At 69.6% G+C, this 20,015-nt stretch carries 19 protein-coding genes and 2 pseudogenes; 2 read left to right on the top strand and 19 right to left on the bottom strand.

What is annotated here, in order from left to right; all coding sequences use genetic code 11:
• Window positions 1-40: 40 nt before the first annotated feature.
• From ACZZY9_RS14540 to ACZZY9_RS14515, 6 genes are all read right to left on the bottom strand, one after another.
• Window positions 41-805, bottom strand: a complete 765-nt coding sequence (locus ACZZY9_RS14540; protein WP_463464598.1) for an SseB family protein — start codon at window positions 803-805, stop codon at window positions 41-43.
• Window positions 805-1,551: a bifunctional 1-(5-phosphoribosyl)-5-((5-phosphoribosylamino)methylideneamino)imidazole-4-carboxamide isomerase/phosphoribosylanthranilate isomerase PriA gene (gene priA, locus ACZZY9_RS14535; RefSeq protein WP_192060149.1), complete on the bottom strand. Its 747-nt coding sequence runs from the start codon at window positions 1,549-1,551 to the stop codon at window positions 805-807. The genes ACZZY9_RS14540 and priA overlap by 1 nt, the downstream gene beginning before the upstream one ends.
• Window positions 1,552-1,630: 79 nt before the next feature.
• A complete protein-coding gene (gene hisH / locus ACZZY9_RS14530; protein ID WP_192060148.1) occupies window positions 1,631-2,266 on the bottom strand; it encodes an imidazole glycerol phosphate synthase subunit HisH in 636 nt (211 codons plus the stop codon).
• On the bottom strand, window positions 2,263-2,877 hold the full coding sequence (gene hisB, locus ACZZY9_RS14525; RefSeq protein WP_192060147.1) for an imidazoleglycerol-phosphate dehydratase HisB: 615 nt from the start codon (window positions 2,875-2,877) through the stop codon (window positions 2,263-2,265). The genes hisH and hisB overlap by 4 nt, the downstream gene beginning before the upstream one ends.
• On the bottom strand, window positions 2,874-3,959 hold the full coding sequence (locus ACZZY9_RS14520; protein ID WP_463464597.1) for a histidinol-phosphate transaminase: 1,086 nt from the start codon (window positions 3,957-3,959) through the stop codon (window positions 2,874-2,876). The genes hisB and ACZZY9_RS14520 overlap by 4 nt, the downstream gene beginning before the upstream one ends.
• Window positions 3,960-4,068: 109 nt before the next feature.
• Window positions 4,069-4,455: a LysM peptidoglycan-binding domain-containing protein gene (locus ACZZY9_RS14515; protein ID WP_463464596.1), complete on the bottom strand. Its 387-nt coding sequence runs from the start codon at window positions 4,453-4,455 to the stop codon at window positions 4,069-4,071.
• 250 nt (window positions 4,456-4,705) lie between these two features.
• Here ACZZY9_RS14515 and lexA point away from each other — a divergent pair, with 250 nt between their 5' ends.
• Window positions 4,706-5,395, top strand: a complete 690-nt coding sequence (gene lexA, locus ACZZY9_RS14510; protein ID WP_243213765.1) for a transcriptional repressor LexA — start codon at window positions 4,706-4,708, stop codon at window positions 5,393-5,395.
• 70 nt (window positions 5,396-5,465) lie between these two features.
• On the opposite strand, the gene hflX is transcribed toward lexA, so the two are convergent.
• Entirely contained in the window at window positions 5,466-7,010 is a 1,545-nt protein-coding gene (gene hflX / locus ACZZY9_RS14505; RefSeq protein ID WP_192060143.1) for a GTPase HflX, read from the bottom strand.
• Window positions 7,011-7,093: 83 nt separating this feature from the next.
• Here hflX and ACZZY9_RS14500 point away from each other — a divergent pair, with 83 nt between their 5' ends.
• On the top strand, window positions 7,094-7,702 hold the full coding sequence (locus tag ACZZY9_RS14500; RefSeq protein WP_463464595.1) for a class I SAM-dependent methyltransferase: 609 nt from the start codon (window positions 7,094-7,096) through the stop codon (window positions 7,700-7,702).
• A 27-nt stretch (window positions 7,703-7,729) separates the two neighbouring features.
• Here ACZZY9_RS14500 and dapF read toward each other — a convergent pair whose 3' ends face one another.
• The 12 genes and pseudogenes from dapF to ACZZY9_RS14440 form a co-directional block, all read right to left on the bottom strand.
• The gene (gene dapF, locus ACZZY9_RS14495; protein ID WP_463464594.1) at window positions 7,730-8,608 is read right to left on the bottom strand and encodes a diaminopimelate epimerase; all 879 of its coding nucleotides are present in this window, start codon (window positions 8,606-8,608) and stop codon (window positions 7,730-7,732) included.
• Window positions 8,605-9,516 (bottom strand): tRNA (adenosine(37)-N6)-dimethylallyltransferase MiaA, encoded by a 912-nt coding sequence (gene miaA / locus ACZZY9_RS14490; protein ID WP_463464593.1) that lies wholly within the window; start codon window positions 9,514-9,516, stop codon window positions 8,605-8,607. Before miaA ends, dapF begins: the two co-directional genes overlap by 4 nt.
• A gap of 20 nt (window positions 9,517-9,536) precedes the next feature.
• Entirely contained in the window at window positions 9,537-11,120 is a 1,584-nt protein-coding gene (gene miaB, locus ACZZY9_RS14485) for a tRNA (N6-isopentenyl adenosine(37)-C2)-methylthiotransferase MiaB (RefSeq protein WP_463464592.1), read from the bottom strand.
• A gap of 37 nt (window positions 11,121-11,157) precedes the next feature.
• Window positions 11,158-11,571: a regulatory protein RecX gene (locus tag ACZZY9_RS14480; RefSeq protein WP_463464591.1), complete on the bottom strand. Its 414-nt coding sequence runs from the start codon at window positions 11,569-11,571 to the stop codon at window positions 11,158-11,160.
• Window positions 11,572-12,079: 508 nt separating this feature from the next.
• A complete protein-coding gene (gene recA / locus ACZZY9_RS14475) occupies window positions 12,080-13,141 on the bottom strand; it encodes a recombinase RecA (protein ID WP_463464590.1) in 1,062 nt (353 codons plus the stop codon).
• A gap of 314 nt (window positions 13,142-13,455) precedes the next feature.
• A complete protein-coding gene (locus ACZZY9_RS14470; protein ID WP_243213773.1) occupies window positions 13,456-13,680 on the bottom strand; it encodes a DUF3046 domain-containing protein in 225 nt (74 codons plus the stop codon).
• A gap of 124 nt (window positions 13,681-13,804) precedes the next feature.
• The gene (locus tag ACZZY9_RS14465; RefSeq protein WP_192060135.1) at window positions 13,805-14,113 is read right to left on the bottom strand and encodes a helix-turn-helix domain-containing protein; all 309 of its coding nucleotides are present in this window, start codon (window positions 14,111-14,113) and stop codon (window positions 13,805-13,807) included.
• Window positions 14,114-14,259: 146 nt separating this feature from the next.
• Window positions 14,260-14,751 (bottom strand): CinA family protein, encoded by a 492-nt coding sequence (locus ACZZY9_RS14460; RefSeq protein ID WP_463464693.1) that lies wholly within the window; start codon window positions 14,749-14,751, stop codon window positions 14,260-14,262.
• Complete coding sequence (locus ACZZY9_RS14455) at window positions 14,748-15,020, bottom strand: CDP-alcohol phosphatidyltransferase family protein (RefSeq protein ID WP_463464692.1); 273 nt, start codon at window positions 15,018-15,020, stop codon at window positions 14,748-14,750. Before ACZZY9_RS14455 ends, ACZZY9_RS14460 begins: the two co-directional genes overlap by 4 nt.
• Before the next feature lie 76 nt (window positions 15,021-15,096).
• A pseudogene (locus ACZZY9_RS14450) lies at window positions 15,097-15,243 on the bottom strand (CDP-alcohol phosphatidyltransferase family protein); the annotation flags it as partial.
• A 151-nt stretch (window positions 15,244-15,394) separates the two neighbouring features.
• Window positions 15,395-18,221, bottom strand: a pseudogene (locus ACZZY9_RS14445) (FtsK/SpoIIIE family DNA translocase).
• A gap of 78 nt (window positions 18,222-18,299) precedes the next feature.
• The gene (locus ACZZY9_RS14440; RefSeq protein WP_463464589.1) at window positions 18,300-19,976 is read right to left on the bottom strand and encodes a ribonuclease J; all 1,677 of its coding nucleotides are present in this window, start codon (window positions 19,974-19,976) and stop codon (window positions 18,300-18,302) included.
• Window positions 19,977-20,015: the final 39 nt, after the last annotated feature.

The raw sequence follows: 20,015 nt of genomic DNA, 5'->3' as shown, positions 1-20,015 counted from the left end.
CCGCCGGGTCGGACCGCGGCGGGCGTGCAGCCGTGGTCCGTCAGACGGAGACGACCTTGACGGCCATGCTGTCGACCCGGTCGGCGATGATCGGGTCGGCGGCCCAGGCCGTCTGGAGTCGACCGAGCAGAGCCGTCAGCGCCTCGCGGTCGAGCCCGGCACGGACGCCCAGCTGCACGACGATCTCGGGGCCGCCCAGCCGGGCGCCCTCGTAGCCGGGGGCGATGACCAGGCCGGCCAGCGCCTCCTCGTCCTCCCCCGCGTCGAGGAAGGCCCGCAGCACGGTCTCGTCGGCGTGACTCGGCAGCCACGGCAGGTCTTGCGCGACCGCCCACAGGGCCGGCCGGCGCAGAGCGAACGCCGTGGGCGACCCCGGGTCGAGCACGAGCCGGTCGGTCGACTCGGATGCGGCCGCCAGAGCGATCCGCCGGGCGTCGGCCGGCACGGGACGCGCCGTGGCGCTCCAGACGGACAGCGCCGCCACCGAGGTGAAGGCGGGCAGCACGTCGCGCCCGTCGGGGCCCGCCACCGTCACGATGGACAGCTCTTGAGTCTTGTCGACGCGTCGCCCCTGCTCGTCGAGGTCCTCGTCGCCCGCGACCGCCACGAGGGGGACGAGCAGCCGCGCGGGGCGCAGCGCGTCGACGACGGTGCCTTCACCGACCTCGCCGAGATGGAACCGCTTGAGAGCCTCGAGGAGGCGCGGGTCGGCCGAGCCGTCGTCACCGGCGAACGCCGTGTCGTGATGATCGAAGGTGCGACCCTCCCAGGGCCGACCGGCGCTGTCCGAGCCGGGCGTCGACATCAGTCGGAGGCGACGTCGAGGGCCGCGGCCAGCGTGAAGGCACCCGAGTAGAGCGCCTTGCCGACGATCGCACCCTCGAGCCCCTGCGGGACCAGCTCGCGCAGCGCGACGAGGTCGTCGAGGCTCGAGATGCCACCCGAGGCGATCACGGGACGATCGGTGCGATCCATCACCTGACGCAGCAGATCGACGTTCGGACCCTGGAGGGTGCCGTCTTTGGTGACGTCCGTCACGACGTAGCGGGCGCATCCGGCCTCCTCGAGACGGGCGAGGACCGTCCAGAGGTCGCCGCCCTCCTCCGTCCAGCCACGGGCGGCCAGCGTCGTGCCGCGCACGTCGAGCCCGACCGCGACGGCCTCGCCGTACTCGGCGATGACATGCGCCGCCCACTCGGGGTTCTCGAGGGCCGCCGTACCGAGGTTGATCCGCTTGACACCCGTGCCGAGGGCGTCTTCGAGGGAGCGGTCGTCGCGGATGCCGCCGCTCAGTTCGACGTTGATGCCCTTGACCTGCTTGATGACCTTCTTGATGACCGACCGGTTGTCACCGCGCCCGAAAGCCGCGTCGAGGTCGACCAGGTGCAGCCACTCGGCGCCCTGGTTCTTCCAGTCGTCGGCCGCCGCGACGGGGTCGCCGTATCCGGTCTCGCTGCCGGCCTCCCCCTGGGTCAGACGGACGGCCTGCCCCCCGGAGACGTCGACGGCCGGGAACAGGGTCAGGCTCGGAGTCGTGCAGAAGTCGCTCATGTCGTCTCTCTCGCGGCGGGGCCGCGCGGATCGCGTCGGGGCCCCGCTGAGCGCGGGACCGGAGTCGGGTTCGGGAGGGTCAGAGTGTGCCGAGCCAGTTCGAGAGCAGCCGGATGCCCGGCCGCCCCGACTTCTCGGGGTGGAACTGCGTGGCCCAGAGGGGTCCGTTCTCGACGGCGGCGACGAAGCGGCCGCCGTGGTCGGCCCACGTCACGTGGGGCTGCGGGAACGGCGGGATCACGTCGAGGGTCCACGACTGGGCCGCGAACGAGTGGACGAAGTAGAAGCGCTCGTCGGCCACACCGTCGAAAAGCGTGCTGCCCTCGGGGACGTCGACGGTGTTCCAGCCCATGTGAGGCAGCACGTCGGCCTTGAGCTCGTCGACGACACCGGGCCATTCACCCAACCCGCCCGCCGTCGCACCGCGCTCGACACCGCCCTCGAAGAAGACCTGCATGCCGACGCAGATGCCCATCACGGGTCGTCCGCCGGCCAGACGGCGATCGATGAGCTCGCCGCCGCGGACGGACTCGAGCGCGCTCATCACGGCACCGAAGGCCCCGACGCCCGGCACGAAGAGACCGTCGGCCGCCTGCACCCGGGCGCGATCAGCCGTCAACTCGACGTCGGCCCCGGCGAGCTCGAGGGCCTTGACCGCCGAGTGGACGTTGCCGCTGCCGTAGTCGAGGACCACGACGGAGGGACGGACCGTCACAGCGCGCCCTTCGTGGAGGGGATGCCGACCACCCGCGGGTCGGGCTGCACGGCCTGGCGGAGGGCTCGCGCGAAGGCCTTGAACTCGGCCTCGGCGATGTGATGCGGGTCACGCCCGCCGAGCACCCGGATGTGCACCGTGATGCCGGCGTGGAATGCGATCGCCTCGAACACGTGGCGCACCAGGGACCCCGTGAAGTGGCCGCCGATCAGGTGCAGCTCGAAGCCCTCCGGCTCACCGCCGTGCACGAGGTACGGGCGACCGGAGATGTCGACGACCGCCTGCACCAGGGCCTCGTCGAGCGGTACCAGGGCGTCGCCGTACCGTGCGATGCCGGACTTGTCGCCGAGCGCCTGACGGAGCGCGGTGCCGAAGGCGATGCCGATGTCTTCGACCGTGTGGTGCGCGTCGATGTGCGTGTCACCCGTCGCCGCGACCCGCAAGTCGATCAGCGAGTGCTTCGACAGCGCCGTCAGCAGGTGGTCGAAGAACGGGACGGACGAGTCGATGCTCGACGAGCCGGTGCCGTCGAGGTCGAGCGACAGCGCGATGCGCGACTCGCTCGTCTCACGCTCGAGGGAGGCCACGCGGGTAGGGGTCTGTTCGGTCACGAGGAGAGCCTAATGTCGCGCAGCGCCTCGAGGAACGCCGTGGTCTCGGCCTCGGTGCCCGCACTGACCCGGAGGTGGTGGGGGATGCCGAGGTTCCGCACGATGATGCCCCGGGCGAGCAGACGCTCGAACACGTCGCCCGGATCGTCGACCCCGCCGAAGAGCACGAAGTTCGACCAGGTCGGCCAGGGCTCGTAGCCGAGCTCGGTCAGCACCCGGACGATCCGGTCGCGCTGGGTGGCGATCTCGCCGACCATGGCGAGCATCTCGTCGGCGTGGGAGAGCGCGGCGATCGCGGCCGCCTGGGTCAACGACGACAGGTGATAAGGGAGGCGCACCAGACGGAGCGCGTCGGTCACGGCCGGGTGGGCGGCGAGGTATCCGACCCGCGCCCCGGCGAAGGCGAAGGCCTTGCTCATGGTGCGCGAGACGATGAGTCGAGGCCGGCCTTCGAGAAGGGTCAGAGCCGTGGGCTGGCCGACGGGCATGAACTCGGCGTACGCCTCGTCGACGAAGACGATGCCGTCGGTCGCGTCGTAGGCGGCCTCGACCGTGGCGAGGTCGAGGGGCGTGCCCGTCGGGTTGTTCGGACCGCAGAAGAACACGATGTCCGGTTCGGTACGACGGATCTCGGCGACGGCCGTCTCGGGGCTGATGGTGAAGTCGACATCTCGTACACCCTCGACCCAGGTGCTGCCAGTGCCCGCCGCGATGATCGAGTGCATCGAATACGTCGGAGGGAAGCCGAGGACGCTCCGCCCGGGGCCGCCGAAGGCCTGGAGGATCTGCTGGATGACCTCGTTAGAGCCGTTCGCCGCCCAGATGTTGTCTCGTGTCAGACCGTGACCCAGGTAGTCGGCCAGGGAGTCCCGCAACTGCGTGAACTCACGGTCGGGATACCGGTTCACCTCGAGGACGGCCTGCGCGATCGATGCGACGATGTCGCGTGCCACGTTCTCGGGAATCGGATGCGTGTTCTCGTTGACGTTGAGAGCCACGGGCACCCTGGTCTGAGGTGCACCGTAAGGCGTCAGGCCACGGAGGTCGTCGCGGATGGGGAGGTCGTCGAGGCTGAAGGACACCGCTCCATGGTAGGTCTCCACCGGACGGAGTCCCGAATCGTCGACCCTCGGCTGACAGCGGTCGCGCCCCCTGGAAGTCTCTGGAGACGGAGCCCCGATGGGCGGCCTGTCAGTCGGAGTACTGAGCGGGGACGGCGAGCGACTGCCCTGCCGCGACCTCGGTGCTGCTGAGGTTGTTCAACTGCACGATGTCGCTGATGACGTCGCGAGGGTCTTTGGTGGGTGCGATCTCGGACGCGACCTGCCACAGGGTGTCTCCCCCGTCGACCGTGACGTAGTCGAACGACGCGGCACCGGCGGTGTCCGACGCGATCGCACCGGGCCCGGCGAGGAGCACGCCGCCGACGACACCGGCGACGAGCAGGCCGACGGCGGTGCTGACGACACGACGCCCCCGGCGGGTGATGCGCAGCCGGACGCGCGGGGGCGAAGAGAAGGAGGCGACGGCGTCGTCGGTGGAAATGGGAGTGGTAGTGGTGGTCGTGATGGCGCTCATGAGGTGGTCCTTTCACCGCTAGAGGAGACGTCCGTGTTCGTGCCCGGCGATCGGCCGGGAACACCGGGCACGAAGACGTGTTCCGAACATATCTTCGATCAAGGTCGATTTCAACCCCGATGTTCGATTTCTCTGGCGTGGATCGACGACACACTCGAACATGTGTTTCGCCGAAGACGCCGCATCGGATACGGTTTCGATCGGTGGTCCGAGTAGAACAGCGACCACCGACATCCACGGCAGGAGACACATGAGCGACGCGCAGCGCACCCGGTCGACCGAGACGGGCTCGGTCACGCGCAAGGAGCTGACGGCCAAGCAGACGTCGATCCTGACGGCCATCCAGCAGAGCATCGGACAGCGCGGCTACCCGCCGAGCATGCGTGAGATCGGCGACGCCGTCGGCCTGAAGTCGCTGTCGAGCGTGACCCACCAGCTGAACCAGCTCGAGCTCGCCGGTCGCATCCGACGCGATCCGAACCGGCCCCGCGCCCTCGAGGTCCTCTCGACCGAGGCGCCCGCCCTCGCACCCGTGACGAGCATCCTGACGACGAGCGACGACGGCGACACGGCGCACGTTCCGATGGTGGGGCGCATCGCCGCCGGCATCCCGATCACGGCCGAGCAGCAGGTCGAAGACGTGATGCCCCTCCCCCGCCAGCTCGTCGGCAAGGGCGACCTCTTCATGCTGCGGGTCGTCGGCGACTCCATGATCGACGCCGCCATCTGCGACGGCGACTGGGTCGTCGTCCGGCAGCAGAACTCGGCGGAGAACGGCGACATCGTGGCCGCCATGCTCGACGACGAGGCGACGGTCAAGGTCTTCCGTCAGCGCGACGGCCACACCTGGCTGCTCCCCCGCAACAGCGCGTTCGAGCCGATCGTCGGCGACCATGCTCAGATCGTCGGGAAGGTCGTCGCCGTGCTCCGGTCGGTGTGACCCCGACTCGACGAACGACGAAGCCCCCCGCCACTCGGCGGGGGGCTTCGTCGTGGTCGACTCGGTCCACTCAGCTCGAGACGGCCTCGCGGTCGACGAACGGGGACAACCAGGCCACGTCGCTCGGGTAGACCCGGGCGTGCACGCGCGTGCCGGCCTCCTCGTACTCCGTCTCGACGACACGACCGGAGTCGTGGAGGTGAGAGACGACGTCGCCCCGGTCGTACGGCACGAGCAGCTCGAGTTCGACGTCGGGGGTCGGAAGGGTCGAGGCGATGCGCTCGAGGAGCTCGTCGATGCCCTCGCCCGTCCGGGCCGAGACGAAGACCGCGGTGGGGACGAGGCCCTGGAGCACGAGTCGCTGGTCGGGGTCGACCAGGTCGCTCTTGTTGAACACCACGATCTCGGTGATGTCGCCCCCGTCGACCTCGCTGACGACCTCGCGGACCGTCGCGAGCTGCGCCGCCGGGTCGGGATGCGAGCCGTCGACGACGTGGACGATGACGTCCGACGCCGCGACCTCCTCGAGGGTGGAGCGGAAGGCCTCGACCAGCTGATGCGGCAGGTTGCGGACGAAACCCACCGTATCGGCGTAGGTGAACGGCCGACCGTCTGTCGTCGAACTCTTGCGCACCGTCGCGTCGAGGGTCGCGAAGAGGGCGTTCTCGACGAGCACGCCGGCACTCGTCAACCTGTTGAGCAGGCTCGACTTGCCCGCGTTGGTGTAGCCCGCGATGGCCACCGAAGGCACCTCGTTGCGGTCTCGGTTGGCCCGCTTGGCGTCGCGCGCGGGCTTCATCTCCTTGATCTGCCGACGGAGGCGCGCCATGCGCGTGTGGATCCGTCGCCGATCGAGCTCGATCTTGGTCTCTCCGGGGCCGCGGCTGCCCATTCCGGCACCCGCGCCTCCTACCTGGCCACCGGCCTGCCGCGACATCGAGTCGCCCCAGCCGCGCAGTCGGGGCAGCAGGTATTCGAGCTGAGCCAGCTCGACCTGCGCCTTGCCCTCCCGGCTCTTGGCGTGCTGACTGAAGATGTCCAGGATGACGGCCGTCCGGTCGATGACCTTGACCTTGACCACGTCTTCGAGGGCACGACGCTGGCTGGGCGCGAGTTCCGTGTCGGCGATGACCGTGTCGGCGCCGAGAGCCGCGACGGTCATCCGCAGCTCTTCGGCCTTGCCGCTGCCGAGGTACGTGCTCGGGTCGGGGTTGGGCCGACGCTGCAGCAGCCCGTCGAGGACTACTGCGCCGGCCGTCTCGGCCAGAGCCGACAGTTCGCGGAGGGAGTTCTCGGCGTCGGAGAGCGAGCCCTGCGAGTAGACGCCGATCAGGACGACGTTCTCGAGTCGGAGCTGGCGGTACTCGACCTCGGTGACGTCCTGGAGCTCGGTCGAGAGCCCCGCCACGCGACGGAGAGCCTGGCGATCGTCGCGGTCGAACTGGTCGCCGTCCGAGCCGGTGTCGTGCAGAGAACGGGTCTGGATCGCCTGCGCAGGCGAGAAGACGGTGTAGGCGGAAGCCCGGGACGCCGCACGGTCGAGCACGCGGGCGACGACGTCGTCACCCTGCTCGGAACGCTCGGCATCGAGCGGGTTCGTGGGGAGGTCTGTCATCGGAGTGATACTAGCCCTTTCGTCAGGCAGTGAGCGGGGAGCCGATTCGGCCGCCCGTGGGGATTGTCGATAGGTTGTGGACCATGGCGAGCGAGCACTACTTCTCTTCGGAACCGGAGAGCCTGATGCGGCGTCGGACCATCTCGGTGACCCTCGCGGGCCGCGAACTCGACCTCACGACCGCCGCCGGCGTCTTCAGCCCCGATCGGGTGGACGCCGGGACGGCCGTCCTCTTGGCCGACGTGCCCACGCCACCGACCTCGGGTCACCTGCTCGATGTCGGATGCGGATGGGGGCCCATCACCTTGAGCCTCGCGTTGTCGTCACCCGACGCGACGGTCTGGGCCGTCGACGTGAACAGGAGGGTGCTGGAGCTCGTGCGCGAGAACGCCCGGGCCGCAGGCCTCGAGAACGTCAACGCCGTGGAGCCCGACGATGTTCCCGCCGACCTGCGGTTCTCCACGATCTGGTCGAATCCGCCCATCCGCGTCGGCAAGAACGAGCTGCACGGGCTCTTGACCAAGTGGCTCCCCCGACTGGAGGTCGGGTCGGACGCGTGGCTCGTCGTCCAGAAGAACCTCGGCGCAGACTCCTTGCAGAAGTGGATGAACACCGAGCTGGACGACGTCGTCGACGTGACCCGCGCCTCCACCAGCAAGGGCTACCGCGTCTTGACGGCCCACCGCCGCTGACCACCTCGGCAGGCCCGACGACTGCGGTCAGATCTCGAGCGCCCCGTTGAAGACCAGTTCGGCCGGACCGCTGAGCGACACGTGCTCGCCGTCGTCCGTCGGGACGACCAGGACGCCGACCGTGCCACCCGGGACCTCGACGCGCCACTGATCGGGTGCCCCGGCACCGGCCCAGTGCCGCGTCGCGAGAGCCGCCGCCGCCGCTCCCGTACCGCACGAGAGGGTCTCGCCGCTGCCGCGCTCGTGCACGCGCATGCGGATGTGGCCGATGCCGTCGACCACCAGGGGGTCGGCCGGGACGACGAACTCGACGTTCGCGCCCTCGACGGGTGCGGGGTCGAGGACGGGGAGGTACGAGAGATCGAGCGCATCGAGCTCGTCGTCGGTCGCCAGCGCGACGACGACGTGCGGATTGCCGACGGACAGCGACAGACCGGGGCGGGCCGCATGCAGCTCTCGCGCCCGCACGGTCGGCGACTCGTCGGAGAGCGACCAGAGGCCGAGATCCACCTGGAAGCCCGTCAGGCTGCGCTGGACGTGGCGCACCCCCGCCCGCGTGCCGATCGCCAGGGTGCCACCCGGCTCGAGCGTCGCGAGGCCGCGGTCGGTCAGGTAGCGGACGAAGACACGGATGCCGTTGCCGCACATCTCCGCCGCGCTTCCGTCGGCGTTGTGGTAATCCATGAACCACTCGGCGGCCGGGTCTTCGGCCAGGGCGTCCTGGCCGTCGGGGAGATGCTCGGACCGGACCGCACGGATCACGCCGTCGCCGCCCACACCGAAGTGACGATCGGTCAACGCCCGGATCGCCACGGGGTCGAGGGGGAACTCGCCGTCGGGGTCGGAGAACAGCACGAAGTCGTTGCCCGTGCCCTGGCCCTTGGTGAACTGGAGAGTGGTGGTCACGCGTCGAGTGTATCGAGGGCCGCCTCGACGCCCCCGGGGTCGCCGGACCGCACCCAGCGGACGTCGGGGTACCGACGGAACCAGCTCACCTGACGACGCGCGTAGCGGCGGGTCAGAGCCGCACTGGTCTCGATGGCGTCGGCCTCCGTCAGCTCGCCGCGCAGCTGGGCGGCCGCCTGCGCGTAGCCGATCGCGCGACTCGCCGTGACGCCGCGCTCGAGACCGTGCGCGAGGAGACCGCGGACCTCGTCGACGAGGCCGTCGCGCCACATCCGCTCGACCCGGGCGTCGAGTCGCTCGACGAGGGCCTCTCGGTCGTCGTGCACGCCGACGATGGCCGAGGGGCGCCAGCGGGCCGCCTCGTCGGGCAGGCGGGCCGAGAACGGCTCGCCGGTCAGCTCGCCGACCTCGAGAGCACGGACGAGACGGCGGATGTTCGTCGAGCCGATCTTCTCGGCGGCCAGCGGATCCCGGTCGCGCAGCAGCCGGAAGAGCGCACCCGGCCCCTCGTCGTCGCCGACGGCCTCGTAGCGCGCGCGGATGGCCGGGTCGGTGCCCGGGAACCGGAGGTCGAACAGCACACTCGACACGTAGAGCCCCGAACCGCCCACGAGCACCGCCACCGCACCCCGCCCCTGGATCTCGTCGATGACCGCGCGGGCCCGCCTCTGGTACCACTCGACGCTCGCCTCGTCGGTCACATCGAGCTCGTCCAGGAGGTGGTGCGGTATGCCGCGCCTCTCGGAGACCGACAGCTTCGCGGTTCCGATGTCCATGCCCCGGTAGAGCTGCATCGCGTCGGCGTTGACGATCTCCGCCGGGCGACCGCTCGACCGGAGCCGCTCGGCCAGGTCGAGGGACAACGCGGACTTGCCGGTGCCCGTGGCACCGACCAGGGCGATCAGCATCTCTCGTCGACCCGGCGGTCTCAGCGGAGACCGTCGGCGGCGTCGTAGATGGGCGTCGTCGACACGCGCAGGGTCGGCAGACCCAGCGACACCCTGGGCGCCCCGGAGGCGCCGGTCGAGCCGGTCGCGGACGTCGGCACCCCGCACGAGTCGGCCTGGGCCCGGTCGTAGGCGTCGCCGGCCCGCGTGCGACGCACGTCGAAGACGGAGCCGATCGACGACTCGGCGAGGAGATGGAAGGGAGCCGCCCCGGTCACGTCGACCGTCACGACGTCGCCCGGTCGAGGCGCCTGCACCCCCTCGGGGACGTCGAGGTGGACGAGACGGCTGTCTTCGGCCCGACCGGAGAGTCGGTGGGTCTCGGCGTCCTTCCGACCCTCGGTCGCCGAGATGAGCACCTCGACCCTTCGGCCGACGAGAGCGCGGTTCTCGTCGAAGGAGATCCGGTCTTGGAGGGCCGTCAGCCGCTCGTACCGCTCTTGGACCACCTCCTTGGGGATCTGATCGGGCATCTCCCCCGCCGGCGTGCCGGGTCGGACGGAGTACTGGAAGGTGAAGGCCGAGGCGAAGCGCGCCTCCTCGACCACCCGGAGGGTGTCGACGAAGTCGGCCTCCGTCTCGCCCGGGAAGCCCACGATGATGTCCGTCGAGATCGCCGCGTCGGGCATCGCGGCCCGGACCCGGTCGATGATGCCCAGGAACTTCGCGCTGCGATAGCTGCGTCGCATCGATCGGAGGATCGCATCGGAGCCCGACTGGAGGGGCATGTGCAGCTGCGGCATCACCGCAGGGGTCTCGGCCATGGCGTCGATGACGTCGTCGGTGAAGGCGGCCGGGTGCGGGCTGGTGAAGCGGACGCGCTCGAGGCCGTCGATGGCGCCGACGGCACGCAGGAGCTTGCCGAAAGCGAGGCGATCGCCGAACTCGACCCCGTAGGAGTTGACGTTCTGACCGAGCAGGGTCACCTCGATGGCCCCGTCGTCGACGAGGGAACGGACCTCGGCGAGGATGTCACCCGGACGCCGGTCTCGCTCTTTTCCGCGGAGCGTGGGCACGATGCAGAACGTGCAGGTGTTGTTGCAGCCGACGGAGATGGAGACCCAGCCGGAGCTGACCGAGTCGCGCTTGGCCGGCAGGGTCGACGGGAACACGTCGAGCGATTCGAGGATCTCGACCTGCGCCTCGTCGTTGTGGCGAGATCGTTCGAGGAGCGTCGGCAGCGCCCCGACGTTGTGGGTGCCGAAGACGACGTCGACCCAGGGCGCGCGCTCGAGGACGGCCTCTTTGTCTTTCTGCGCGAGGCACCCGCCCACAGCGATCTGCATGCCCTCCCGCCGCCGCTTGACGCCCGCCAGCCGCCCCAATGTGCCGTAGAGCTTGTTGTCGGCGTTCTCGCGGACGGCGCAGGTGTTGATGACGACGACGTCCGCTTCACCGTCGACTGCCGGCACGTAGCCGGCGGCCTCGAGGGACCCGCTGAGACGCTCGCTGTCGTGCACGTTCATCTGGCAGCCGAACGTCCGCACCTCGTAGGTGCGACGCGCGGGAGCCGCGAGGCTGTCTGCTCGGGCTTCGGAGACCGGGGCGTGGAGAACCGTCGACATAGTCGGAGAGTCTACGGCCGCGGCCCCGGTCGACCGATCATCGGAAGCGGACGCCGCCCCGACCGCGAGGTAGAGCCTTCTCGACAGCCCGACGGATCGTCTCGGACCGATAGCCGCGGCGCATCAGGTACCCGTTCAGTCGCCGCTCTGCGGTCGCCTGATCGAGCCCCTGCAACGACGTGGCGCGCTTCAGTGCCCACTCGTCGGCACGCGACTGCTCGTCGTCGTCGTCGATCTCGGACATCGCCTGCTCGATGAGCTCGGGCGCGATGCCGCGGCTGCGGAGCTCGCTCGTGACAGCACCGCGACCGAGGCCTTTGCGCTCGTGCTTGCTGCGCACCAGGTTCTCGGCGAGCTCTCGGTCGTTGAGGAGACCGACGCCCTCGAGCCGCTCGACCTCGTCGCTGACGACCTGCTCGTCGAGGTCACGCGCTGCCAGCAGCGACGACATCTCGGCGGACGAGACCCCCGGCGCGCGAGGGCATGCATGCTGATGTTCTCGGCTCGGCTCCGCTGCGCGTCGAGCCCCTCCGGTTCTGGTTCGGGCTCGTCGTCATCGTCGACCGTGTCGAGCGCGTCGACCGCTCTGGGCCCGGACCAGTGTTCGGTGATGGCTGCCAGGGCGGCCGCAGTCGACCGGACGGCGTCCGACTCGGCCGGGACGGAAGCCGGCTTCCGCTTCGGAGCTCGAGCCGAGGCCGACTCGTGCCACGACTCCGGCTCCGGCTCCGAACGGGTGCTTGCGAATCGGGAGACGTCGTCTACGCCGTGGCTCGTCGGCTCGGCCGCGTCATCATCTGCGGGCGACGCGTGACCGACCTCGTCGTCACTCGGCGCCGCATCGGCCCACTCGTCTTGAGGAGCACTGCCGCCGGCAGCCGGCCTCGACGCCCCTCGACGGCCGAAGAGCGGCGTGACCGGAGCCAAGTCGTCCGTCGAGTCGCCGTCGCCGGACGTGGTCATGCGCCCTTCCGTGCGGCGATCTTGGTCTCGATCGATGCGACGGGCTCTTCGACCACCTTGGCGCCACCGACACCGAGCTTGGCGAGGATCTTGTGCTCGATCTCGTCGGCGATGGCCTTGTTGTTGAGGAGGAAGTTGCGCGAGTTCTCTTTGCCCTGGCCGAGCTGGTCGCCCTCGTAGGTGTACCAGGCGCCGGACTTGCGGACGATGCCGTGCTCGACGCCGAAATCGATCAGGCTGCCTTCTCGGGAGATGCCGACACCGTAGAGGATGTCGAACTCGGCCTGCTTGAAGGGCGGCGCCATCTTGTTCTTGACGACCTTGACCCTGGTGCGGTTGCCGACTGCGTCGGTGCCGTCTTTCAGGGTCTCGATGCGGCGGATGTCGAGACGCACCGAGGCGTAGAACTTGAGCGCCTTACCACCGGCTGTCGTCTCGGGGCTGCCGAAGAACACGCCGATCTTCTCGCGCAGCTGGTTGATGAAGATCATCGTGGTACCGGTCTGGCTCAGACCACCAGTCAGCTTGCGGAGCGCCTGAGACATCAGTCGCGCCTGGAGCCCGACGTGCGAATCGCCCATCTCGCCCTCGATCTCGGCCCGCGGCACCAGAGCCGCGACGGAGTCGATGACGATGAGGTCGATGGAGCCGGACCGGACGAGCATGTCGGCGATCTCGAGGGCCTGCTCACCCGTGTCGGGCTGGGAGACGAGGAGCGCGTCGATGTCGACGCCGAGCTTTCTCGCGTATTCGGGGTCGAGTGCGTGCTCGGCGTCGATGAAGGCCGCGATGCCGCCGTTGCGCTGCGCGTTGGCGATCGCGTGCAGGGTCAGCGTGGTCTTACCGGACGACTCGGGGCCGTAGATCTCGACGATGCGGCCACGGGGGATGCCCCCGATTCCGAGCGCGACGTCGAGCGCGATCGAGCCGGTGGGGATGACGGCCACGGGAGCACGCTCGTCGCTGCCGAGACGCATGACCGCGCCCTTGCCGAACTGGCGGTCGATCTGGGCGAGTGCGGTCTCGAGGGCCTTCTCGCGGTTCTCTGCTGAGGGCATGATGTTCTCCTTCGTGGTGGTCGTCCGTGCGCCTGTAGGCTGTCGCGTCGCCGCCGACCGGTGGGACAAGGTCTTCGTCGCTACGACAAGGCTGGTGCCGCCGGTCACTCCGGCGGCGGGAACGTCGATACGAGAACGCTACGGACGGCCACCGACATCGGAGTCGACGCCGGCCACCGAGGTGGAGTTCTCGGACCGATCAGGTCCTGGGGAGGACGCTATCACCGGGGCGAACACATGTTCGACTTCCGTGGCGCGGCGTGTCGAACATCCGCACGATCACGGAGCGACGGGCGGAGGTGCGACCGCAGGCCTCAGCGACGAGGCGCCGGTAGGCCGACGCCATGCCGTCTCGACTCCGGTACGCCCTCGGCGTCGCAGAGTGCGAGCCAGACGTCTCTCGGCGGGACGCCCTGCACGAGAGCCTGCTCTGCGGTGAGCTCGCCCACGGCCGACATCACGAGATCGCGCATGAGGATGCGTCCGTACGCCTCACCGAACTGATCGACGACGGCTCGGTGGAACTCGCTCTTGCGCATCAGTGGAGGGTACCTCTCTGTCGACGAGGCGACGCGCTCTGCTGCGCCGCGCCTCCTGAGCGACTCGGGGAGACGACGAACGCCCCCGTCGGAGGACCGGGGGCGTTCGTGACGGGGTGGGGACTCAGCGCACCGCGAGATCGGTGTCGAACTCGGCGACGAGCTCGTCGGGGAGCGTGTCGGGGATGGGATTGAGACCCTCGATGACGGCCATGCGATCGCCGACCTCGCGCATGATGACCGAGATGGGCGTCTCGAGCGCATCGGCGACGGACGCGAGGATCTCGGAGCTGGCCTCTTTCTGACCACGCTCGACCTCGCTGAGGTACCCGAGGGCTACGCTCGCCTTGCTCGCGACCTGGCGAAGGGTCCGGCCCTTCTGCAGACGGAAGTCGCGCAGGACGTCTCCGATTTCTTGACGAACCAGAACCATGGGACCCTCCTCCGAACGGACCCCCACCCTGACGGACTGTCGAGGGGTGGGATGGTGATACTAAAGCGCAGTTGGCTGTAACTGTAACCAGCGGGGACTGTGCGACCCTTGTGAACCTGCGAGATGTAACGAGACCGAAACGCGGTCTATTCCCTCGTGTCGACCAACCACGAGTGCAGAGCCATGAGTGATTCGGAGACGGTGCCCCGTCGGATGGCCTCGCGGCCTCCTGACAGGTCGAGTGCCACAGCCCGCGTCTCGTCGCTCCAGGCGAGACCGACGAAGACGACACCGGGATCGTGGCCGCCCTGCGGATCGGGGCCGGCGACGCCCGTGGTCGCGAGGCCGATGTCGGTGGGGGTGCCGTCGGTCTCGACCACCCGGCGGACTCCGGCCGCCATGGCCTGGGCCACGTCGGGGTCGACGGGGCCGCGGTCGGCGAGCAGTCGGGCGTCGACGCCGAGCAGGGTGTGCTTCAACTCCGTCTGGTATGCGACGACACCGCCGCGGACGACCGCGGATGCACCGGGCACGGCGATCAGCTCGGCGATCAGCAGGCCGCCGGTGAGCGACTCGGCCACGCCGATCGTGAGCCGACGACGCGTGAGCTCGGCGACGACGTCGCCGGCGAGGGTCATGAGGGCCGACCGTGCTTCGCCGCGACCCTCAGGTAGTCGAGCCCGGAGACCAGGGTCGCCACGACCGCGGCCGTCATGAGGACGCCGTTCACCCAGTGCATGCCCGCCCCGAGGAGATTCCAGAGAGGGAAGAGCGCGAGGGTCACGGCGACGGCCTGCAGGACGGTCTTGAGCTTGCCGCCCCGGGACGCGGGGATGACCCGATCGCGGATGACGGCGAATCGGAACACGGTGATGCCGATCTCGCGGATGAGGATGAGAGCCGTCACCCACCACGGGAAGCTCGCCGAGGATCGAGAGGGAGACGAGGGCGCCGCCGATGAGGACCTTGTCGGCGATCGGGTCGACGATCTTGCCGAAGTCGGTGACGAGGTCGAGACCGCGGGCGAGCAAGCCGTCGAGGCTGTCGGTCAGGATGGCGACCACGAACAGGGCCGCCGCGGCGATCCGGAGCGAGCCGTCGGCACCGTCGTCGATGAGGAGCCACGCCATGAACAGCGGTGCCATGAGGATGCGCACGACGGTGATGATGTTGGCGATGTTGGCGGTGCTCGCCGGACCGGGGCCTCGGCGGGCCACCCGGCCTCGGAAGGGGAAGGTCGCGCCGCGCGGGGCGCCGTCGCTGCGGTCGCTGTCGGTCACGTCAGTCTCTCCCGGTCAGGTTCCAGGCGTCTTCCGACCCCTCGTCGTCGTCGACCTCGGCATACCCCCGCGTCATCGCCTCGACGGGGTCGTCGGCGATGGCCGCCCCGGCTCCGCCTCGGCCGGTCTGTGTCGGACCGGCATCGCCGCCGCCGCCTCGGATCTTCGTCAGGACACCCGACAGCTGCTCGGTCGTCACGAGGACGTCGCGGGCCTTCGACCCCTCGGAAGGACCCACGATGTCGCGGGACTCCATGAGGTCCATCAGGCGCCCCGCCTTGGCGAAGCCCACTCGCAGCTTCCGCTGCAGCATCGAGGTCGACCCGAACTGCGTGCTGACCACCAGTTCGACGGCGGCGAGCAGCAGCTCGAGATCGTCGCCGATGTCTCCGTCGATCTCCTTCTTCTCGACGACGGCCGCGACGTCCGGTCGGTAGTCGGGACGGGCCTGACGAGTCACGTGCGCCACGACCTGGGCGATCTCGCTCTCTTGCACCCAGGCGCCCTGCACGCGCATCGCCTTGGAGGCGCCCATCGGAAGGAACAGACCGTCACCCTGGCCGATGAGCTTGTCGGCGCCGGGCTGGTCGAGGATGACGCGGGAGTCGGTGACGCTCGAGACGGCGAACGCGAACCGTGAGGGGACGTTGGCCTTGATCAGACCCGTCACGACGTCGACCGACGGACGCTGGGTCGCGAGCACCAGGTGGATGCCGGAGGCGCGGGCCAGCTGGGTGATGCGCACGATGCTGTCTTCGACGTCACGCGGCGCGACCATCATCAGGTCGGCCAGCTCGTCGACGACGACGAGGAGATAGGGGTAGGGCTTCAGCGTGCGAGCGCTGCCCGCAGGCAGCACGATCTCGTCGTTGACCACGGCGCGGTTGAAGTCGTCGATGTGCCGGAACCCGAAGCTGGCCAGGTCGTCGTAACGCATGTCCATCTCTTTGACGACCCACTGCAGCGCCTCGGCCGCCTTCTTGGGGTTCGTGATGATGGGGGTGATGAGGTGCGGCACGCCGGCGTAGATCGAGAAGCTCGACGCGCTTCGGGTCGATGAGCACCATGCGGACGTCGGCGGGCTTGGCGCGCATCAGCAGCGAGGTGATCATCGAGTTGACGAAGCTCGACTTGCCCGAGCCGGTGGCACCCGCGACCAGGAGGTGCGGCATCTTCGCGAGGTTCGCGACGACGTAACCGCCCTCGACGTCCTTGCCCACGCCGATGGTCATGGGGTGGGTGCTCTTGGCGGCGGCCGACGACCGGAGCACGTCGCCGAGGGCGACGATCTCTTTGTCGGTGTTCGGGATCTCCACCCCGATGGCGCTCTTGCCCGGGATGGGCGACAGGATGCGCACCTCGTTCGAGGCGACGGCGTACGCGAGGTTCTTGGTGAGCGCCGTCACTCGCTCGACCTTCACGCCAGGGCCTAGTTCGATCTCGTAGCGGGTGACCGTCGGACCGCGCTTGAGACCGGTGACCTTGGCGTCGACGTTGAACTGGTCGAGCACCGAGGTGATCGAGGCGACGATGGCGTCGTTCGCCTCGCTGCGGGCCTTGGCAGGCTCGCCGACCGCGAGGGTCGTCACGGCGGGTAGACGGTAGGGCACGTCGTCGGCGGACGGGTCGACCGACTCGAGCGACGGAGGCGCCGGCTCGTCGAGGTCGGGGGCGAGGAACGCGGAGGCGGCGTCGCTCTCGCCCTCGGCGGGGACGGCCTCGGGGGCGGGGACGGGGACGGGGAGGACGGTCGTCGCCGCGCTGGGCTCGGGGTGCAACGGGATGTCGATGCCCTGGGCGCGGACGGCGTCTTCGGCCCGGTCGAGATCGGCCAGGAGGTCGGAGGAGAAGATATCGGTCTCGGCCGTGGCGGGAGACGCCTGGGGAACGGGCGGCGCGGCCGGGGTCGTGTCGAGCTCTTCGAACGCCGGTCGGCGCTTCTTGCGGCGGCCGATCACCTCGGTCGGAGCGGTCGAGGCGGCCGGACGGACGAGCGGGGTGTCGTATGCCGGGTCGTCTTCGCGCTGCCCGGGATTGCGCCGCCACCAGGGCAGTGACTCCGGCTCGCCGTCCGCCACGGCGGACTCGGCGGCGGCGGTCGCCCGGTCGTCGACGGTCTCGCCGAAGAGGTACGAGTAGAGCTCGCCGAGTCGACGGCCGATGCGGTTCGGCGGCGTCTTGGTGATGATCAGGATCGAGAAGGCGAGCAGGACGACGACCAGCGGGACCGCGACCCACTCGGTGGCCAGGGCGACGAGCCAGGATGCGACGACCCAGCCGAGGACCCCTCCTCCGGTGGCGAGGGCCGGCATGCCGTCGGAGGCCTCGGGCTGACCGCCGAAGATGTGGCAGAGGGCGCTGATCGACACGAGCGAGAGACCCAGCCCGATGCCGATGCGCGTGTTGTCGTGAACCGAGGAGGGATGCCGGAAGAGCCACCCCGCGAAGAGGATCATGATGACCGGCAGCGCGTAGGCCACCCGACCGAAGAGACCGCCGAACGTGTACGCGTCGAAGCCGATCGCGAGGGGGCTGGTCGGGTTCAGCCACTCGACGACGCCCCCGGCGATTGCCAGGAGCACGAGGAAGAACGGGACGCCGTCTCGGCGCTCGCTCTTGTCGAGGGTCTCGCGCCCGAGCAGCCGGAACGCGGCGCCGGTCATGTGGGCCAGCCCCATCCAGGCCGCCGCGAGCGGGTTCGGCCCCTCTCGGACGGGCGCAGGAGCCGGTGTGGTGGGCAGTTTCTTGGTGGCCTTGGTCGCGTCACGCGCCGAGGACGCACGCGAGCCCGAGCGGGAGCGCGGGGTCGACTTCGTGGGCGTGGCCATGGGCTCCACGGTACCGCCCACCACCGACGCCGGTCGGATCCGGTCGCGTGTGTCCGGGTGACCGACTCGGAGGCGACCTCAGACGGCGATGACGACCGGCACGATCATGGGTCGGCGGCGATGCTTCGTGTTGACCCAGCGACCCACCGTCCGTCGCACGACCTGACTGAAGGCGTGGGTGTCGCGCACGCCGTTCCCTGCCGCCTCGGCGAGGGCCGCGACGATCTTCGGGGCGACGTCGTCGAAGACCCGGTCGTCTTCGGCGAACCCCCGCGACTGGATCTCGGGCCCGACGACGACCCGGCCCGTCGCGGCGTCGATCGCCACGAAGACCGAGATGAACCCCTCTTCGGACAGGATGCGTCGGTCTTTCAGATCGGCCTCGGTGATCTCGCCCACGGTCGAGCCGTCGACGTAGACGTAGCCCAGGTCGAGCTGCCCGACCACTCGGGCGGTCCCGTCGCGGAGGTCGACGACGACGCCGTCCTGGCCGAGGATCGTGTTGTCGCGCGCCACGCCCGTCCGTTGAGCCAGCGCGGCGTTGGCGTACAGGTGCCGGTGCTCGCCGTGCACGGGCAGGACGTTCTTCGGCCGGAGCACGTTGTAGCAGTACAGCAGCTCGCCCGCCGAGGCGTGCCCCGACACGTGCACCTTCGCGTTGCCCTTGTGGACGACCTTCGCCCCGAGCTTCGTCAGCCCGTCGATCACGCGGTACACCGCGTTCTCGTTGCCCGGGATGAGGCTCGACGCGAGGATGATCGTGTCGTCGGCGCCGATCTCGATCTGGTGCTCGAGGTTCGCCATGCGGGCCAGCACCGCCATCGGCTCGCCCTGCGATCCCGTGCTCATGTAGACGATGCGGTCGTCGGGGAGGTCTCTGGCCTTCTTCGCGTCGATCAGCACCCCGTCGGGCACCGTCAGGTACCCGAGGTCGGCCGCGATGCCCATGTTGCGGACCATCGACCGCCCCATGAACGCGACCCGGCGACCGTTGGCGTGGGCGGCGTCGAGCACCTGCTGCACGCGGTGCACGTGACTCGAGAAGCTCGCCACGACCACGCGCCGCGGAGCACGCCGGATGACGTCGTCGAGCACCGGTCCGATGTCGCGCTCGAGAGCGGTGAAACCGGGCACATCGGCGTTCGTCGAGTCGGGGAGGAAGAGATCGACCCCCTCTTCGCCGAGCCGGGCGAAGGCGCGCAGGTCGGTGATCCGCCCGTCGAGAGGCAGCTGGTCCATCTTGAAGTCGCCGGTGTGCAGCACAAGACCGGCGGAGGTGCGGATGGCGACCGCGAGGGCGTCGGGGATCGAGTGGTTGACCGCCACGAACTCGAGCTCGAACGGCCCGAGCGTCTCGCGCCCGCCCTCGGCGACCGTGAGGGTGTACGGGCTGATGCGATGCTCCTTGAGCTTCGCCTCGATCAACGCGAGCGTCAGCTGCGAGCCGATCAGCGGGATGTCGGCCCGCAGCCGCAGCAGATACGGCACGGCGCCGATGTGGTCTTCGTGACCGTGCGTCAGCACGACGGCCAGGATGTCGTCGAGACGGTCGCGGATCGGCGCGAAGTCGGGGAGGATCAGATCGACGCCCGGCTGGTGCTCTTCGGGGAAGAGCACCCCGCAGTCGACCACGAGCAGCTTGCCGTCGATCTCGTAGACGGTCATGTTGCGGCCGATCTCGCCCAGACCGCCCACCGGGATGACGCGGAGCGTGCCGTCTTCGAGCGGCGGCGGGGTCTGGATCGTGACGGGCATGAGGTCCTTCGGGAGTGGTGGGGCTCGTGCCCCGGGATG

The sequence above is a fragment of the Frigoribacterium sp. AC394 genome, assembly GCF_979258095.1.
Note: the sequence above shows the minus strand (reverse complement) of the source record. Positions and strands in the feature narration are given on the sequence as shown.

Bases quoted from the DNA above. Each gene is read 5' to 3' on its own strand.
- ACZZY9_RS14515 (WP_463464596.1), bottom strand. From the start codon at position 4,455: ATGAGCGCCATCACGACCACCACTACCACTCCCATTTCCACCGACGAC.
- ACZZY9_RS14500 (WP_463464595.1), top strand. From the start codon at position 7,094: ATGGCGAGCGAGCACTACTTCTCTTCGGAACCGGAGAGCCTGATGCGG.
- miaB (WP_463464592.1), bottom strand. From the start codon at position 11,120: ATGTCGACGGTTCTCCACGCCCCGGTCTCCGAAGCCCGAGCAGACAGC.
- ACZZY9_RS14470 (WP_243213773.1), bottom strand. From the start codon at position 13,680: ATGCGCAAGAGCGAGTTCCACCGAGCCGTCGTCGATCAGTTCGGTGAG.
- recA (WP_463464590.1), bottom strand. From the start codon at position 13,141: ATGCCCTCAGCAGAGAACCGCGAGAAGGCCCTCGAGACCGCACTCGCC.
- ACZZY9_RS14460 (WP_463464693.1), bottom strand. From the start codon at position 14,751: ATGACCCTCGCCGGCGACGTCGTCGCCGAGCTCACGCGTCGTCGGCTC.
- ACZZY9_RS14540 (WP_463464598.1), bottom strand. From the start codon at position 805: ATGTCGACGCCCGGCTCGGACAGCGCCGGTCGGCCCTGGGAGGGTCGC.
- priA (WP_192060149.1), bottom strand. From the start codon at position 1,551: ATGAGCGACTTCTGCACGACTCCGAGCCTGACCCTGTTCCCGGCCGTC.
- miaA (WP_463464593.1), bottom strand. From the start codon at position 9,516: ATGCTGATCGCCCTGGTCGGTGCCACGGGCACCGGCAAGTCCGCGTTG.
- hflX (WP_192060143.1), bottom strand. From the start codon at position 7,010: ATGACAGACCTCCCCACGAACCCGCTCGATGCCGAGCGTTCCGAGCAG.
- lexA (WP_243213765.1), top strand. From the start codon at position 4,706: ATGAGCGACGCGCAGCGCACCCGGTCGACCGAGACGGGCTCGGTCACG.
- ACZZY9_RS14440 (WP_463464589.1), bottom strand. From the start codon at position 19,976: ATGCCCGTCACGATCCAGACCCCGCCGCCGCTCGAAGACGGCACGCTC.
- ACZZY9_RS14465 (WP_192060135.1), bottom strand. From the start codon at position 14,113: ATGGTTCTGGTTCGTCAAGAAATCGGAGACGTCCTGCGCGACTTCCGT.
- ACZZY9_RS14480 (WP_463464591.1), bottom strand. From the start codon at position 11,571: ATGTCGTCGCTGCTGGCAGCGCGTGACCTCGACGAGCAGGTCGTCAGC.